This is a genomic window from Persicimonas caeni, from assembly GCF_006517175.1.
Classification (GTDB): Bacteria; Myxococcota_A; Bradymonadia; order Bradymonadales; family Bradymonadaceae; genus Persicimonas; species Persicimonas caeni.
Genome location: NZ_CP041186.1, coordinates 2,770,155 through 2,786,097, shown reverse-complemented (window position 1 = coordinate 2,786,097; position 15,943 = coordinate 2,770,155). Strand labels below are relative to the sequence as shown.

The window sequence follows — 15,943 nt, the reverse complement described above, 5'->3', positions numbered from 1 at the left end:
CGAAGTGTCCGAAGGACACGGAGCGTTGCCCGTAGCGGCGGTCGAATTCAGGTCGGATCCAGCAAATCCTGACACAACGTATCGAACACCGGCTCGAAGCCAATGACGTCGTGCACCTCGGTCTTGACCCCCACACGCAGCATCAGCGGGCGAAGCAGCTTGGCGATGCGCGGCTGCGGACAGACGAGCTGCATGGGGCGGGCGGGCATGCCCTGCATCGGGTCGCTCATGGCCGAGGCCATGTACTTGAACAAAGTCGCCTCTTTGAAGTTGCCCGGCGGCAGCGGGTTGGCCATGCGCACGCAGTTGTTGGTCAGGTCGATGACCACGAAGATGGCGAATAGCATCACCGGCGGGTGGTCGGGCTTGGGGTGCGGGTGATTGATGGAGCCAAGGGCCACCGCCCAGCGGCCCTGGGCGGCGAGGCCGTCGACCTGATCGACGACCCGAAAATTGGGGATGCGCTCGCAGAGGTCGCCCAGGCGTTGCTCCATCAAGTCGGATGTCGGGATATAATCGGGCAGCATGGCCGACCTCCAAGCCTCAGCTTTGATACTCCGGATCGAACATCAGCGCCGACAGGGGCGGCGGCTCGCTTCCCTCGACGACGTTGTACTTCGAGAAGTCCTCCACACCCTCTTCGCGCAGCACGTCCTCGTCGTAAAACGCGTTGCCGGTGCACTCGCTGGGGTCGCGTGAGACGATCGCGAGCACCATGTCGCTCAGGATATCGGGCTTACGCCACATCTCCTCGGTACCCAGATTGAAGTGAATCGTCGCCTGCGTCTCGATGGCGCTGACCGGCCAAAACGCATTTACACCGATGTTATGCTCCCGGACCTCTTCGGCAAGCGACTGGGCGACGAAGGTCATCCCCAATTTACTCAGCGCGTACGCCGCCTTGCCGGGGGCCCGATCGATGGCGATGGGCGGCGAGGCCATCAGGATATGGCCGTAGTTTTGTTCGATCATGTGCGGCAGCGCGTAGTAGCTGCACGCGTAGGCCGCCCGCGCGTTGACGCCCATGAGCAAGTCGAAGCGCTTGGGCGGGGTTTCGAGCACCGACTTGAGGTGAATCGCTCCGGCGTTGTTGATGAGGATGTCGAGGCGTCCCCACTTGTCGACCGTCTGGTTGATGGCGTCCTCGATCTGGTCGTCGTAGCGCACGTCGAGCTTCAATGGCAGCGCCTCGGCGCCGGCCTCTTCGACCTCCTCGGCGGTGGTGTAGATGGTGCCCGGCACGTCGTCGCGCGGCTCGTCGGTTTTGCCGGTGACCACGATATTGCAGCCGCGCTTGGCCAGCGCGATGGCGATCTCGCGGCCGATGCCGCGGGTCGAGCCGGTGATGAATGCGACTTGTCCGTCTAGATCTGGCATAGGCTCGGGGGGCTGGAGGTTTGGGCGCTTAGGGTTTGGGTGCAGTGTGCGGAATCGGAGCGCTGAACTCAAGTCGCCGTGGCAATTGAACGCGCGGGTTGGTTCATCTACCCTGTCGGCACTGCCGCTACTTTCTCTTCGATGCTTGGGAGCCACGAACATGTGCACCAGATTTGCCGTGTCACTTTTTGCCTGCCTCGCTCTCCTCGTCAGCGCTGCGCCGAATGCGCTGGCCCAGAGCAGTGGCTCGTCGGACAAGGCCGAGTCGAAGTCTGACGAGAAAAAGACAGACGAAAAAGACGAGGGCGAGAAGAAAGAGGAAGACAAGCAAGCCGAGAGAGAGAAGTCGAGTGGAGAATCGGCGGATGAAGAGACCGCGAGAGAGGTCGTGCTCGAGAAGAAAGGTGGAGGGAACTCGAAGCAAAAAGGTAACCTCGAGCACAAAGATGTCTTCAAAGTGATGGACGCTCACGCAAAGCTGATTTCGTGGTGTTACGAAACTCGCCTCCTGTCGAAGCCGGAGCTGGAGGGCAAGATCGTAGTGAAACTCGTCATCAACCCCGAGGGGAAAGTCGAGCAGGTCTCGGCGGCCGAGAATACCGCCGCCGATAAGACACTGGAGACCTGTGTACTCGACGTAGTTCGCACTCTCGAGTTCCCGAACCGCGGAGACGAGCCTATTCATATGACGTATCCTTTTGTGTTCCGGAGAGCTAAATGATCGTCATGCGCACACTCTAAGACCTTCACGCGTTGCTCCCGCAGGGCGGCCGCGGTAGAATGCGCGTTCGCCAACTGCTGATAAATATCGCTGAACGGATGTATAGCATGAAGGTTGGGCTTTTTTTCGGAGCCGGCGCCGAGGTCGACTACGGCATGCCGCTCGGCGGGCGCTTCGCGCTCGAGATTTTTCGCCAGGACGCCACCCCCGACAAAGCGCTGCTCGAGGCGCAACTCGCCGCGGTCGACCCCCGCTCGATCTACGCCAATACGTGGCTGCCGGAGAAGTACTTCCAGCAGTCGCTGTGGAAATTCGGCAAGCGCGAGTTTAGCGCGCTGGTCGAGTCGACGATCGAGCACCGCCGCCGGGATTTGCTCGACTTCTTGGGCTCCTTCGACCGGCGCGCCGCGCGCGTGCTCGCCGGCTCGCAACTGTCGCGTGAGCGCTTCCAGCAGGCGGTCGAGGAGCTCAGCGGCTACAAATTCGGCCAGCGACGCTACGGCAATGTCGTCGAGCTGAACGACGCGTTGTCGGACGACGTCTCGCTCTTTTCGAGCGAGTATTTCTCGGCGTTTTTGAGCGTGCTCGAAGCCGTCGACGACGGCCGCGCACGCCCCCTGCAGCGCTTGGTGCTCGCTTTCGTACAGCTTCTTGTGGCGGTGCATGGCCACCGGCTGGTCGACTCGTTGAGCCACCAGCTCTTCACCCGCGCGCCCGATGAGCTGTCCTTTTTGCAGGATACGCCCAATATGTTCCGCCTCGAGCTGAGCGAGGTCGGCAAGTCGAGCCTCGAGCTCGTGCTCGACGCCCCATCGTTTCGGGTGAGCGACGTGTCGACCAATATCGAGGTCGTCACCGGCTTCGCCCGCGAGCTTTTGACCGAGCTCATCGCAAGCTGCCTCGACTACCGAAAGCTCATCGACGAGTATTTTCATTACCTGTTCAGCCCACGGGCGCACTGGGCGAAGTTCACCCGCATCGCCACCTTTTTGCTGACCGTGCGCCGCTACATCGCCGAACAAGTCGCGCCCAACGAGGCGCGCATCGCTGAAGGCCCGGGCTACTACCACGACCTGGGACGCTTCGCCGACCACGGCCTCGAGCTCGCCGCGGTGGGAACGTCGAATTACAACACCTTCATCACCGACATCCTCGCACGCGAACTCGGCGAGCACCCCGACGTGCACCACCTCAACGGTGGCTTGGCCGACTTTTACGACCCGTACCTCAACAAGCTCGTCGCCCTCGATAGCCCCGACGATCTGACCAGAACCGAGCGCCTGCTCGTGCCGTTCATGCTCACCCAGAGCGGCACCAAACCCTTGACCTCAGTCGAAATGAGCGAGCGCTACGTCGACCTGCACCGCGGCTTTTGCGACTGCGACGTCGTGGCGGTGGTCGGCTACGGCTTCAACGTCGACGACAGCCACATCAACGCCATCTTCCGCTCCCTCGTCGAGCGCCAGACGCCGCTGGTCGTCTTCGAGTTCTGCGCGAACGGCGATCTCGACGCCGAGCGCGACCGGCGCATTCGCCAGGGGCTGCGCTTCGAGCGCAACGCCCCGGTCCACCTCCAGCCGGTCGACGCCGAGCGCATGTGCGGCGGGCGGCCGTGGTACGAGCGGTTGAGCGAGCTTGCGTAGGGCGAGCCTCCGAAACCTCGGTCGACATCGCGGCATCCCACGCCTACGATGCCGGCGATTGACATGTCTCATTACCTCGGTACCACCTGTGCAAGATTTCCTCGCTTCGTCCTCCCCGACTCGCCAAGACGACCATCGCTACACCTGGGACGTCCCCGATGGCTGGCAGCAAGGCCGCGGCGCCTTCGGCGGGCTGGTGCTCGCTGCGCTCATTCGTGCTTTTGAAGCCGAGCAAGACCGCGAATCGGAGGCCGACGGCCAGGCCCTTCGCGCGCTCGACGCCACCCTGTGCGGCCCGGTGCTCGCCCAGGAGGCCGAGATTACCGTCGAGCTGTTGCGCGCCGGCAGCAACACCACCACCCTCATTGCCCGGCTCACCCAAGAGGGCACGGTGCGCGCCCACGCCACTGCCCTGTTCGGCGCGCGCCGCGTCGACGACGGCGACTGGAGCGACCTCGAAGCCCCCGAGTTGGGCGACTGGCGCGAGGCGAGCGTCGCCGAACTCCAGGCGCCGCTGGCGCCCACGTTCACCCAGCATATGCAGTTTCGGCCCCTGTCCGGCTTCCCGTTCTCCGGCGCCGAGCAACTCGCCGTGACCGGCTGGACGCGACCCAAACACCCCGGCGAGCCACGCGACGCTGCCTACTTGGCCGCTTGCATGGACGCCCATTGGCCCGCCGCCTTCGCCAAGGTCACTTCACCGCGACCGATGGCCACCGTCACCTTCAGCATGCAATTCCCCGGCACCTTCGACGGCCTCGACCCCGACGCACCGCTCTACTTCCGCAGCGAATGCCCGGTGGCGCGCGACGGCTACATGGTCGAATTCCGCGAGCTGTGGGGTGAAGACGGCCGCCTGCTCGCGCTGAATCAGCAGACGATTGCCATTATCAAGTAAGAGCGAAGGAGAGATTCACCACGGGGACACGGGGCGCACGGAGCAAGAAAGAAAGCAGATCTCCGTGGCCCCGCGGCGGTTCAAGTTGCTGTTTACTGCACGTTGTTACTCGTGGACGAATTTCAGCGTCTGATTGACCACGGCGATGCCGCCATCTTTGGGTTCGGGAAAGACCCAGCGGCGCATCTTTTGGGTGACACACGATTCGAGATCGCGACTTCGCAGGTCGCCCTTTCGCACGAGCGCCGCGATGACGTCTCCCGAGCCGCTAATGGTGTATTTGACGTGCATCTCGCCGGCTAAGCCGGGTTTGTTGGCGCGCGCTTTTTTGTAGCACCAGAGCAGCTCACGGCGGTGGGCGCGGAAGACGCGCTTGATGAGCCGTTTGTCGAGGGAGCCTGACGTGGAGATGTCTTCCCCGATGACGTCGGTGGTTTTGGCCGAGCCCGTGTCCGCGGTGTCGTCCTCTTCGGCAAGCAAGTACGCATGCCTGAAGAGTGCGGCGCGACGTTGTGTATCGTCGTCGAGGCAGGCCTCGGCCTCGAGCAACGCAGCGTCGCTCTCGAAAGCCTCGGCGCACTCGGAGCCATCCTTTTTTCGCTTGAAGCGCGCTACGTCCATCGCATGCACCAGCACCGCCACCGGCACGATGTCGTCGGTAGGGCGGAACCCGATCACGCTCGCCTTCGGATAGTATCCTTTGACTTCGGTGAGCTTGGCATAAAGACCCGTCCAGTCGTAAGCCGAGAGTGCTCGATCGACATGGTCTTGGCTCGCCTGGAGTTCACCCGCTTCCTGCCTCTCGCGCGCCTTCGCGAGCTCATCGGCGACGTCGATATCTCCCTTCTCGAGGCACAACGTGGGGCCATCTTTCGGGCAGCCGTCGAGCGACGGGAGCCGTCCTTTGGGGGTGATCAAGTCGATGCCCTCGGCGCTTAGAGCGGCGGTCATCGTGAACAGCTCTTTGCCCGTCTTCGGGTGGGTCTTTGGCAGCGAGGAGGCAACGGTGAGCCGCATGAATCGCGGGGCACCTTGGCTGACCGTGTCGTGCTCGGACGGAACGCGAGAGCGGCCGAGAAGCTCGAGCGAAAGTCGGGCGCTGGCCATGCCACGGCCGAATTGCTCGAGGGTGACTACCGGCGTCGCCCGATCGATGGCGACCAATACGTCAAGCGCCAGGGGCCCTTGGTTGGCTTCGACGACGTCTTTGATCGTGTCGGGCCATTTGGTGAGCAGGTCGTCGAGCTTCTCCGTGGCAAACGAAGCGCGCGCGACCTCTCCTTGTTCGGCATTCGCCTCGGCGTCAGGCAAAGGCGCCGGGTAAACCGGGTAGGGGCCGACATCGACGGTGTCAGGTCCGATCTCGACGTAGGCCGGGTCCCTCGGCGACATCCCACTCGATGTCTTGGGGAGCACAAGTTGCTCTCGCGCAACCGGTGGGCCGGGCAGCTTGGCGTGCTCGTATGCCGCTCGATCACCGGTTTGCAGGTAGATGCGGACGTGGTCGAGCTCCCGGGGCCGACCCTCCTTGGATACCAGGTCGAAACCCACGACCTCGCCGGCGGCAAGAGGTAACTCGGCGGCGCGATGCAGCTCGATCTGCTTCTGCTTGTCGGCCGCGCCCACGAGGTCGAGCCGGGCCATGGAAAGCGCGGGCAGTTCGAAGGTGTCGAGTGCTTCCGCCGGTCGCGTGGCTTTTCCACGCGGCTTTAGCAGCATCAGCGCAGGCTCATTCTGCGAATACGCGATATACTCTATCGAGTAGTGCTGGTGAGCAGGCTCCACCTTCTCGGTGAACTTGCAATACGGCTCCATCGACAGCCAACGCTGGCGGTTTTCCGGCCCCGTGCTCGGAAGCCGCGCCTCAGGTTCGCAGCCTTGTGCCTCTCCCAACGCCTTTTGTGTCCTCTTCGGCGTGCTCTTGGCGGCATCCTGCCAGGTAAAGATCTGCGCGGGAGCATCTGCTTCCTCACTGGCGGGTTGCTCGGGCGGTTGAGGGGGCTCGGTCTTCTCGCAGCCAGCAGCGACGGCCAGCGCAGCGAGCATGGTTGCCGCCGGCGTTCTCCAGCTCATCATTTATCTCTCTCCACAAACTCTTATGACATGTCCCCCATATTAACCGTAAAGACCCCTTCGAGCGCAAACGGCACTGTTCTGGCACATCGAGTCCCTTCAGGTATAATCGGCGTGTACCCTCGAGACCCCCGTCGGCCAGGATGAAGTCATGACGTCTCATCGACCACTATACGCTGCCGCCGTATTCACCGATGAAGAGCCGCGCAGCTCCATTCACGGTTTTGTCGCCAAGCGTACGCGCTTCGAGGACATCACCGGCACCACGCAGGCCAAACAGGAGTTTGTCAAGCTGCCGGAGGAGTTGCTGCAGTGGTTGAGGGCCGAGGGTTTTCGCGAGCTCGGCACATACCGCGAGTCTCTTTTCGGATTCCCGTTGCCGTGGCTGCCCGGGGTGTCGTTCGTCGACCCCACCGGCACGACGCGTGTATCGGTGCGCTACAACGAGTCGATGGCCTATAGCCCGCGTGGGGTGATGTTCACCTTCTTCACCTACTTCGACGAAGGCTCGGCGGTCGTGACCTGGTGCGTCGATTCGCCCAGCACGAAGTCGACCGGCTGGCTCGACTCGCTGGGCACGACCGGCTCGATCGCCGAAGATTACGCGCGCCACCGACGCCACGTCGAGCAGCGCGCCAAGCGCGGCCCGGTGCCGGTCCACGTCGAGTCGATGGCCGACATCGAGGCGACTTACTTTCACTACTTCCGCGGGGTTCTCCCGGATGACAAGGCCATGGAGGTCTTTCAGGCCTGGCTGACGTTTCGGCTCGTCCTCCCTGCGATATTCATCGGCGGGCTCATCTACATCTGGCAGCTCGTTTCATAGGGCGCCCGCAAGTCATAGAGACCCGCAAGATCGCAAAGGCCGCCACACAATGGCGGTCAATTCGCTGCCTATTTAGCTTTGCTTCCTTCGCGACCTTTGCGGTCAACTCCAAAAGATTACGAACAACACGCCGCCACAATCATCGCCGCATACAACCGCGCCGCTCGGTGCAGCTCGTCGAGCTCGACGTGCTCGTGGCGCGTGTGGGCGACCTCGAGCTTGCCCGGCCCGCAGATCACCGGCAATGCGCCGTTTTGGCGAAACATATTGCCGTCGGAGTGCGACCGAAACGCCGTGGGCTTCCACTCCATCCCCACCGACTCGAACGCCTCTTCGAGCGGGCGGAGCCGCTGGTCGTCGACGCCCAGCCGGTACGCCGGTGCGTAGTAGGTCTGCTCGAAGCTGAGCTGGCATTTTGCGTGGTTTTCGAGCACCTCGGCGCGGGCGCGGTCGAGCAGGTCGATGACCTCGTCGTGCTCGAGCTGCGGGCCCAGGTGGATGTCGACGCCGGCGGTGCAGCGGTCGGCGACGATGAACAGGTCGCCGCCGCCCGAGATCTCGCGCGGGTTGAGCGCGATCTGCTTGGGCTTGCTGACCTCGCGCATGCCCTCCAGAAGCCGGCTCAGCCAGCCGAGCATGGCGTGAATGGCGTTGGCGCCGAGCTCCGGAAACGCCGCGTGCGCCGGGTTGCCTTTACTTTCGAGGACGAACTCGGCAAAGCCGAAATGCTCCGTGCACGGCTTCAGGCCCGTGGGCTCGCCGATGACGGTCAGCCGCGGCTGGTACGCCTCCAAAAAGCACTCCGAGCCGTCGCCGTACTCCTCTTCGCCGACCACCAGCGCCAGGACCACCCCGCGCTCGAGCTCGACGCCGGCCTGGGCGACGGCGGCCATCGCCTCGATCATTGCGCAGCAGCCCGACTTCATGTCGGCGCTGCCCAGCCCGTACAGCTTGCCCTCTTCGATATACGGCGTGGTCGATTCTTCGTCCCACGCCGGGATGGTGTCGACGTGGCCCACGAGCACCAACTCGGCGGGCCCCGGCCCCAGCGCGATGAGGATATTGTGGCGCTCGGGCGTCTCGTCCTCCTCGCTGACCCGTTGCTTTTCGTAGGCGAGCCCCATCTCGTCGAGCGCCTCGCACAACAGATCCACCACCGCCTCTTCGGCGTACGACGGGCTGTAGGTCTCTACGGTGTCGCTCAGAAGCTGGGTGAGGCGCTCCTCATCGATCTGGTCGAGCACTGCGTCAATCGTCATGGGTGTCGGCTTCGTTGGAGGTGGTGTCAGGGTCGTCGGACAGCGTCATCGACGGCGGTCCGCCGGGCACGTGATGCTTGGCGCTGTGGCGCGGCGGGCGCTCGCGCAGCTTGTCTGCCTGGCGCTGTTCGATATACGCCGGGTCGTTGGTCAGGTTGCGCGACAGGTAGACGTGGTGCTGGTGATTGCCAAAGCCTTGGCGCTCGAAGAACTCGATCGCCGCCTTGTTGTCCCCGTCGGTGTCGGTGAGCATCATGCGCGCCCCGAAGCTGATGAACCGGTTCGTCAGCCGGTCGACCAGGCGCTTGCCAACGCCGCGGCCCTTGATGGACGGGTCGACGCCCAGCCACACCAGATAGCCGTAGATCCAGGCGCTATTTCGCTTGTCGATCATCTGGCCGAGCGCGAAGCCGACGACCTTGTCCTCGTACTCGGCGATCAGACACGTGTCGCCGTCCGACGAGAAGATCCCCACGAGCTCGTACTCGTCCCAGGTGCGATACAGGTTCGGCCAGCGGTCGGCGGTGAAGAGCTTCTCGCCGAGCGCGTAGACCCCGGCCAAGTCTTCGAGCTCCATTTCACGGATGATGACTTGTGGCGCGTTCGGGGTCTTCGATGTCGTGCTCATGAAACCTCAATCGTTGATCTTGGGGTGGTTCTTCTTGATGCGCCGGTGCATGCGGCCTCTGCGGCGCCCCTCGCTGCGTCGCGCGACGACGTCTTGGCGCTCCTGATGCGCCTCGAGCTCGCGCTGCAGCTTCTGCCAACTCTGGAATCTCTCCGCGGTCAATTCGCCCTCTTCGAGCGCCGCGCGCACCGCACAGCCCGGCTCGGCGTCGTGCTTGCAGTCGCGAAAGCGACACGACATCGCCAGCTCGGCGATATCCTCGAAGGCGTCCTCGGCCAGCGCGTCACCCGCCCACAGCTGGAACTCGCGCATGCCCGGCGTGTCGATGAGCACGCCGTGGGCTTCGGGAAGCACCAGCAACTGGCGGGTGGTCGTGGTATGCCGGCCCTTGGCGTCGTCTTCGCGGATACCGCCGGTCTCTTGGACCTCGTCGCCCATCAGTCGGTTGATGATCGTCGACTTGCCCACGCCCGACGAGCCCACGAACACGAGCGTCTTGCCCGGCTCGAGCCACGCTTCGAGCGGTCCGACGGTGCCGTCCAGTGCCGACATCTTGACCACGGGCGCGTCGTTGGCAACCTCGTCGGCCTGCCTGACGAACGGGTCGGGGTCGTCGGCCAGATCGGCCTTGTTGAGCACGATCACCGGCTGCGCACCGGCATTTCGCACCGCCACGAGATAGCGCTCGAGCCGGCGCGGCTCGAAGTCCTCGTTCATCGAGGTGACCACGAACACCGTGTCGACGTTCGCCGAGATCACCTGCACGCCGGTGCGCTGCCCAGCAGCCTGGCGCACAAAGCAGGTGCGCCGGTCGTACACGCCCAAAATGGTGTCGAGCTCGCCTTCGCTCTCGAGGCGCAACACCACCCAGTCGCCCACCGCCGGCAACTCCTCGGGGGCCGCCGCGCGATAACGCAGTCCGCCGCCCAGCCGCGCGCGCCGCGTCTGGCCGCCGTCGATGACCACGTCATACTCCTGGCCGTCGTGGCGAGACACCCGCGCGGGCACCGTCTCGATGGCTTCGAATTCTGGAAATTGTTGGGAGGCGAAGAACTCGTCCCAGCCTAAATCTTGAAGTTTCATCACACTCGTCGTCCCTGCACTGGTCGCCGCTTTGATAGTCGATGTGTCGGCCTGGGACAACGGTCGGCCGCCACCTCGACTTCCGACAATGCAGCAATGTCACTGTGTTGACATTGTAATAACCGTGCACTCTGTTCTAAAGTGCCCGTTCCTCTTTTCCCCTCCAACGGAGCACATCGCCAATGAGCGACCAGATGAGCGACAAGCACGACCCGTCGATGACGTCCGCCCAGGAACACGCCTCGGACCAGCGCGCCCAGATGCGCCATAAGGTCTACGTCCACGTCATCTCGGTCGCTGGCGACAAGGTCGACCGCAAGGCCATCTCGGGCAACCTGAGCCGAAAAGGCCTCTTCGTCGCCACCCCCGAGATCGTGCCGGTCGGCACCCAGGTCACCGTGCGCTTCCGGCTTCCCAACGAGGACACCGCCATCGAGGCCGTCGCCGAGGTCGCCTGGACCAATGAAGAAAAAGACTTCGAGGCGGGCAAAGTCCCCGGCTACGGCGTCGAGTTCGTCGAGCTGCCCGAAGAGCACCAAGAGCGCCTCGACGAGTACATGGACCACTTCGAGCCCGACGACACCGACCACGCTTGAGCCACACGTCGCTTCGCTCGTGCTCTTGTTTGCGCTGTAGGGCGACGACCCGTTCGTCTCGAATTCCCGTTGAGCTGTAGATACTTGTGTGAAGTTGTCATCGCACAACCGACCGCTGGCGTGGGCTCGCCGGCATGCCGCCCGACTGATCTTGTTGGCGTTGTACGGTCTGGTGTTCGTGCCGTTCTTGCACTCCATCGACCACGAGGACGACCACGTTCACACCCCGGGCGGCGGGATCGTCTATCGACTGTCGCCGTCGGACCTCGACGATGACAAACTGGCCGAGCGCATCGAAGCCGGTGAGTTCGCCGCCGACGCGCTGCTCTCGCACCATCACGGCCCTCACGGTCACGCCCACGACCATTCTCACGGCGAAAACCACTCCCACGACAACGCCGACTCGCACGACGAGCTGCCCCGCTCACCTCACGCCCCTTCGCCACTCGACCACGCCGGCGACAGCTTCGCTCACTTCGCCGTCTCGATCACCGCGCCGCAGACGACCCTCGTCTTGCCACCGCCTGTCGAGACGCCCGCGATGGACGCACGCGTCGAGCCCTCGACCCAGATCAGTCCCCGCACACCCCGTCTCGGCACGGCCTCGCCGCGCGGCCCCCCGTTGAGTTGATGTGCCATCGGCCTCCCGCTGTCGCTTCGGCAAGGGGAGCGCGTTCATTATGGCGGTCACTTCAGTTTCGGGGAGATCTCTGTGCATCCGGTTCAACTACACCATCGGTGTGGCTGGGCCGTTCTGCTCGTGGTGTGCCTTGTGTCGTCTGCTGCGCCGGCCCAGCCAGCGCAGGACGCCCAGGTACGCTCGGACGAGCAGACGGACCCGTCTGCCGATGCCAACACAACAAATTCACAGCTCGAGCGCGACTCGGATTGGTCGGAGCACGTCGTCAAGACGGCGGCCGAGCCGTCGCCGACGACGGCCGCCGAGGCTCATCTGGGGGCTCGCGAGTTGTCGACGATGCCGCGGCGCACCGCCGAGGATTTCGTCGAACTGGTCCCCGGTTTCCAGTCTGTCCAGCACGGCAACGAAGGCAAGGGTCACCAGTTCTTCGTGCGCGGCTTCGACGCCGTGCACGGAGCCGACGTCGAGGTGCGCCTCGAGGGGATCCCGCTCAACGAGCCGTCGAACGTCCACGGCAACGGCTACCTCGACCTGGCCTTCTTGATCCCCGAGGCGATCGTCGGTGTCGACGCCCGCAAGGGTACCTTCGAGCTGCGCCAAGGGCCGTTTGCGACGGCGGCGAGCCTCGACTTCGAACTCGGAATCCCCGGCTGGGAGCGAGGCGTGCGCACGCTGTACGAGGTCGGTTCGACGAACCGACACCGTCTTGCCGTGACTCTGGCACCTGAAGAAGGCTCCCGCGGGACCTTTGCAGCCGCCGAGGCGCTCTACGACGACGGTTTTGGCACCAATCGCCAGACTCGTCGCGCCGTGGCCATCGCGCGGGCACACTTGGCCGGAGACGACGAGCTGAACCTGAGCGCTCTCTTCGCCGGGTACGCCGCCGATTTCGGACTGCCGGGCACGCTCAGGCTGACCGACGTGCGCGACGATGCGATCGGCTTTTACGACGCCTACTCGACCGACACGGCCGGCGCCTCGCTGCGCGGGCTGGCCGCGCTTCGGCTGCTCGCCGAGACGTCAATGGGGGATATCGATGCACATGTCTACGGGCTCGGCCGCAGGCTCGAACTCGACGAGAACTTCACCGGGCAGCTCCTCTACCCCGACAGGGGCGACCGGCGCCTGCAGCGCGAAGACTCGTGGACCGCCGGCGGCTGGGCGCGCTGGTCCGAGCGGCTGGCGGCGACCCTTCGGCTCTCGAGCCTGCTCGAGTGGCGCACCGTCTGGGCGTCGCAGAGCGAAGACCAGCTCTCCCCCACCGGCCAGGTTTGGCAGGCCGCGCGCGACCTCGACTTCGTCGAACACTTGGGCGCCGCGGGGCTGTCCGTCGACTGGTCGCCGCTCGCGTGGCTTCGACTCGACGGCGGCGCTCGCCTCGATGTCGTCGGGCTCGACGCCCGTGACGAGCTCGCGCAGGCCTCAGGTGAGCAGTGGTTTGTCGCGCTTTCACCGAGGATTGCGGCGACCTTCTTCGCCGGACTCGACTGGACCTTCTTTGCCGCCTACGGCCGCGGGCTTCGGCCGCCCGAGGCTCGCGCCGTGGTCACTCCCGACGATCCTCAGTCTGAAAACCGCGACCACACCCGCTATGGCGGCGGTGAGCCCGAACTGACGCGGACCGACAACGCTGAAATCGGCGTCAAATGGACCCCGGTTCGTCAACTCGCCGTCTCCCTGACTGGTTTTGGCGTCTGGATCGAGCGCGAGAGCGTCTTCGACCACGTCTCGGGCGTCAACGTCGAGCTCAACGCCACCGAGCGCTACGGTCTCGAAGCCGTGCTCGGCTGGCAGCCGGCGCGCTGGATCGACCTCGCCGTGTCCGCCACGGCGGTCGAGGCGCGCTTTGTCGACTCCGGCGAGCCCGTCCCCGGCGCTCCCAGGCTGATGGCATCGGCGCGAGCTTCACTCTTTCACCCCGACGGCTGGCGCGCCGGCCTCGCCGCGCGCGCCATCGGCGTTCGCCCACTCGCCCACGGAGCCCAAGCCGCCCCGTTGGGCATCGTCGACGCGACCCTCGGCTACCGCTGGCGCTGGCTCCAACTCGACCTGCAGGTCGAAAACGCACTCGGCGCCCGCTGGCGCGAAGGCGAGTACCACTACGCCTCGTGGTGGGACCGCAGCCAAGCGCGCAGCCAACTCCCCGTCATTCACTACGTCGCCGGCACTCCGCGCACCGTGCGCGCGACCCTGTCGGCCTGGTTCTAACGATACTCAACCGCAATTCACCCACTGATTCACGCTGTAAGTCATCAACCCCAAAGGAGTTTGTATGAAGACGATCTACAACCATCGAAACGCCCACCGAATCGTGCTCGCCGCCGCCTGCGCGGCCGGTCTGGGGCTCGCCGCTGGCTGCTCCGGCGAAAGCCAGGAGGCCGAGCGCGTCGAGCTGCCCGTGGTGGTCGACGCCCTCGCCGACGAGCCGGTCGAGAACGACCTCGGCTGGCGCGTTGACATCGAGACCTTCGAGGCGGCCATCGCCAACCTCGAGTTCACCACCGAAGGCGAGCAGCACGACTCGAGCTCGACGGTGACTTCGCTACTGATCCCGCCGGCCTACGCCCACCCGGGCCATCACGCCGGCGGCCAAGTCATCGGCGAGCTGCCCGGCCGCTTCGTGGTCGACTGGGCCGACGGCGGCGCCGAACTGGGCTCCGCCTCGCTCATCACCGGAGACTACACCGGCGCCAATTTCCACTTCGCCGCCGCCTCGACCGACGACGGACTGGCCGCCGATGATGAGCTCGTGGGCCACTCGATTCACATCGCCGGCGTCGCCCGGCGCGACGGTGCCTCGGTCGCCTTCGAGGCGCTCGTCGACCAGGACACCGACCGGCGGGTGATCGGCGCGCCTTTCGAGGCCACCGTCACCGCCGACACCGAGGCGACGCTCGTCCTTCGCGCTCACCCCCTCGATCCCGAAGAGGAGGACACCCTCTTCGACGGGATCGACTTCGGCACACTCGACACCGACGGCGACGGTCAAGTCACGCTCGAGGCGGACACGGCTCCGTACAACCGCCTCAAACGCGCGCTTCAGGTCCACGACCACTACTCCATCGCCACACGTTGAATCGCCTCGCGAATGCGAATTGATCCCAAACGAGATTCCAGAGGAACCACCATGCAAGCACGACTCACCACGAGCCTGATCGCCGCCGCTCTCCTCACCGTCGCCACAGGCTGCTCCGGCGACGGAGGCACGCCCGGCGAGGGCACTTACACCATCTCGGCGTACGGCGAGGACTTCGTCGAAGACAAAATCCCGGCTGACGAGACCGACGGTTGGGAGATCGTCTTCTCGACCTTCGAGGTCACCATCACCGACATCAGCGCCGAGAACGACGACGCCGAGACCGTCACCGTCGACGGCGTCCACACCCTCGATCTGACCGAAGACTCGGCCGGCGAGGGCCACACCATCGCCGAGCTGGCCGCTCCGGCAGGTGTCTACGACTCGCTGAACTACCGCATCGCACCGGCCGACGGACAGTCGGCGCTGCGCGTGGCGGGCACCGCCACCAAGGACGGCACCACCAAGACCTTCGCGTGGGAGTTCGACACCGACAAACTCTACGAAAACTGCCAGACGAGCGCCGACGTCGCTGACGGAGGCTCGGCGAGCAGCCAACTGACCATTCACGCCGACCATCTCTTCTACGATGACCTGGTCGGCGAGGAGCCCAACGTCGCCTTCGAACTCATCGCCTCGGCCGACGCCGACGACGACGGCGAGGTCACGCTCGACGAACTCGCCGCCGTCGATATCACCGCCGAGACACGCTACCAGGTCGGCAGCCGCGACATCACCGATCTTCGCGGCTTCATCGAAGCGCAGACGACCACCGTCGGTCACATCGACGGGGAAGGGCACTGCGACTGAGGGCATCTTGCACTTAGCTTCGGTGCGGGGGCATCTTGCACTTAGCTTCGGTGCGGGGGCATCTTGCACTTAGCTTCGGTGCGGGGGCATCTTGCCCTCGTCGTTAGGGTCGGTGCGGGGGCATCTCGAGGCTGTCGCAAAAGGTCGGCGTGGTTTGGAGGCAGGGCTTCCAGCGCTGGTTGCAGGAGCGTGCGGCCTTGCTCCCAGGGCAAGATGCCCTGCCTCCAAAGGCTTTTGCGACAGCCTCATCTTGCCCCCCGTCGGCCAGAGCAGGAACGCACTCGCACCGAAAGCTCGGCGGAAGCACATATGC

15 protein-coding genes are annotated in these 15,943 nt (G+C 64.7%); 9 read left to right on the top strand and 6 right to left on the bottom strand.

The window, feature by feature from the left end; translation table 11 throughout:
- Positions 1–47: 47 nt before the first annotated feature.
- Together FIV42_RS10240 and FIV42_RS10235 are read right to left on the bottom strand one after the other, a co-directional pair.
- Positions 48–527, bottom strand: a complete 480-nt coding sequence (locus FIV42_RS10240) for a hypothetical protein (protein WP_141197585.1) — start codon at positions 525–527, stop codon at positions 48–50.
- A gap of 16 nt (positions 528–543) precedes the next feature.
- Entirely contained in the window at positions 544–1,377 is an 834-nt protein-coding gene (locus FIV42_RS10235; RefSeq protein WP_141197584.1) for an SDR family oxidoreductase, read from the bottom strand.
- Positions 1,378–1,537: 160 nt separating this feature from the next.
- On the opposite strand from FIV42_RS10235, the gene FIV42_RS10230 reads away from it, so the two are divergent.
- The 3 genes from FIV42_RS10230 to FIV42_RS10220 all read left to right on the top strand — a co-directional run bounded on the left by FIV42_RS10230 (position 1,538) and on the right by FIV42_RS10220 (position 4,639).
- On the top strand, positions 1,538–2,098 hold the full coding sequence (locus tag FIV42_RS10230; RefSeq protein WP_168210533.1) for an AgmX/PglI C-terminal domain-containing protein: 561 nt from the start codon (positions 1,538–1,540) through the stop codon (positions 2,096–2,098).
- A 107-nt stretch (positions 2,099–2,205) separates the two neighbouring features.
- Positions 2,206–3,741 (top strand): hypothetical protein, encoded by a 1,536-nt coding sequence (locus FIV42_RS10225; RefSeq protein WP_141197582.1) that lies wholly within the window; start codon positions 2,206–2,208, stop codon positions 3,739–3,741.
- A gap of 88 nt (positions 3,742–3,829) precedes the next feature.
- A complete protein-coding gene (locus FIV42_RS10220; RefSeq protein ID WP_168210532.1) occupies positions 3,830–4,639 on the top strand; it encodes a thioesterase family protein in 810 nt (269 codons plus the stop codon).
- A gap of 105 nt (positions 4,640–4,744) precedes the next feature.
- Here FIV42_RS10220 and FIV42_RS10215 read toward each other — a convergent pair whose 3' ends face one another.
- Positions 4,745–6,715, bottom strand: coding sequence for an AgmX/PglI C-terminal domain-containing protein (locus FIV42_RS10215; RefSeq protein WP_141197580.1), 1,971 nt, complete (start codon positions 6,713–6,715; stop codon positions 4,745–4,747).
- A gap of 148 nt (positions 6,716–6,863) precedes the next feature.
- Here FIV42_RS10215 and FIV42_RS10210 point away from each other — a divergent pair, with 148 nt between their 5' ends.
- Positions 6,864–7,538: a hypothetical protein gene (locus FIV42_RS10210; RefSeq protein WP_141197579.1), complete on the top strand. Its 675-nt coding sequence runs from the start codon at positions 6,864–6,866 to the stop codon at positions 7,536–7,538.
- A gap of 116 nt (positions 7,539–7,654) precedes the next feature.
- Here the strand turns inward: FIV42_RS10210 and FIV42_RS10205 are convergent, their stop codons facing one another.
- From FIV42_RS10205 to rsgA, 3 genes are read right to left on the bottom strand one after another with little or no spacing between them, the layout of a single operon-like run.
- Positions 7,655–8,797: a M20 family metallopeptidase gene (locus FIV42_RS10205; RefSeq protein ID WP_141197578.1), complete on the bottom strand. Its 1,143-nt coding sequence runs from the start codon at positions 8,795–8,797 to the stop codon at positions 7,655–7,657.
- Positions 8,787–9,425: a GNAT family N-acetyltransferase gene (locus FIV42_RS10200; RefSeq protein WP_141197577.1), complete on the bottom strand. Its 639-nt coding sequence runs from the start codon at positions 9,423–9,425 to the stop codon at positions 8,787–8,789. The genes FIV42_RS10205 and FIV42_RS10200 overlap by 11 nt, the downstream gene beginning before the upstream one ends.
- Positions 9,426–9,431: 6 nt before the next feature.
- A complete protein-coding gene (gene rsgA / locus FIV42_RS10195; protein ID WP_141197576.1) occupies positions 9,432–10,508 on the bottom strand; it encodes a ribosome small subunit-dependent GTPase A in 1,077 nt (358 codons plus the stop codon).
- A gap of 182 nt (positions 10,509–10,690) precedes the next feature.
- Between rsgA and FIV42_RS10190 the strand changes: the two genes are divergently transcribed.
- The 5 genes from FIV42_RS10190 (at position 10,691) to FIV42_RS10170 (ending at position 15,630) form a co-directional block, all read left to right on the top strand.
- Positions 10,691–11,104: a TIGR02266 family protein gene (locus tag FIV42_RS10190; RefSeq protein ID WP_141197575.1), complete on the top strand. Its 414-nt coding sequence runs from the start codon at positions 10,691–10,693 to the stop codon at positions 11,102–11,104.
- Between the two features lie 88 nt (positions 11,105–11,192).
- The gene (locus FIV42_RS10185) at positions 11,193–11,735 is read left to right on the top strand and encodes a hypothetical protein (protein ID WP_141197574.1); all 543 of its coding nucleotides are present in this window, start codon (positions 11,193–11,195) and stop codon (positions 11,733–11,735) included.
- A gap of 141 nt (positions 11,736–11,876) precedes the next feature.
- Positions 11,877–13,952 (top strand): TonB-dependent receptor, encoded by a 2,076-nt coding sequence (locus FIV42_RS10180; protein WP_141197573.1) that lies wholly within the window; start codon positions 11,877–11,879, stop codon positions 13,950–13,952.
- A gap of 64 nt (positions 13,953–14,016) precedes the next feature.
- Positions 14,017–14,820 carry a hypothetical protein gene (locus FIV42_RS10175; RefSeq protein WP_141197572.1) on the top strand — a complete coding sequence of 268 codons (804 nt, stop codon included), beginning with the start codon at positions 14,017–14,019 and terminating at the stop codon, positions 14,818–14,820.
- Positions 14,821–14,871: 51 nt separating this feature from the next.
- Positions 14,872–15,630: a hypothetical protein gene (locus tag FIV42_RS10170; protein ID WP_141197571.1), complete on the top strand. Its 759-nt coding sequence runs from the start codon at positions 14,872–14,874 to the stop codon at positions 15,628–15,630.
- Positions 15,631–15,943: the final 313 nt, after the last annotated feature.

Excerpts from the sequence above, each read along its gene's own strand:
- FIV42_RS10240 (WP_141197585.1), bottom strand. The coding sequence starts at position 527 with ATGCTGCCCGATTATATCCCGACATCCGACTTGATGGAGCAACGCCTG.
- FIV42_RS10170 (WP_141197571.1), top strand. The coding sequence starts at position 14,872 with ATGCAAGCACGACTCACCACGAGCCTGATCGCCGCCGCTCTCCTCACC.
- FIV42_RS10190 (WP_141197575.1), top strand. The coding sequence starts at position 10,691 with ATGAGCGACCAGATGAGCGACAAGCACGACCCGTCGATGACGTCCGCC.
- FIV42_RS10205 (WP_141197578.1), bottom strand. The coding sequence starts at position 8,797 with ATGACGATTGACGCAGTGCTCGACCAGATCGATGAGGAGCGCCTCACC.
- rsgA (WP_141197576.1), bottom strand. The coding sequence starts at position 10,508 with ATGAAACTTCAAGATTTAGGCTGGGACGAGTTCTTCGCCTCCCAACAA.
- FIV42_RS10200 (WP_141197577.1), bottom strand. The coding sequence starts at position 9,425 with ATGAGCACGACATCGAAGACCCCGAACGCGCCACAAGTCATCATCCGT.
- FIV42_RS10210 (WP_141197579.1), top strand. The coding sequence starts at position 6,864 with ATGACGTCTCATCGACCACTATACGCTGCCGCCGTATTCACCGATGAA.
- FIV42_RS10230 (WP_168210533.1), top strand. The coding sequence starts at position 1,538 with ATGTGCACCAGATTTGCCGTGTCACTTTTTGCCTGCCTCGCTCTCCTC.
- FIV42_RS10235 (WP_141197584.1), bottom strand. The coding sequence starts at position 1,377 with ATGCCAGATCTAGACGGACAAGTCGCATTCATCACCGGCTCGACCCGC.
- FIV42_RS10175 (WP_141197572.1), top strand. The coding sequence starts at position 14,017 with ATGAAGACGATCTACAACCATCGAAACGCCCACCGAATCGTGCTCGCC.
- FIV42_RS10225 (WP_141197582.1), top strand. The coding sequence starts at position 2,206 with ATGAAGGTTGGGCTTTTTTTCGGAGCCGGCGCCGAGGTCGACTACGGC.
- FIV42_RS10215 (WP_141197580.1), bottom strand. The coding sequence starts at position 6,715 with ATGATGAGCTGGAGAACGCCGGCGGCAACCATGCTCGCTGCGCTGGCC.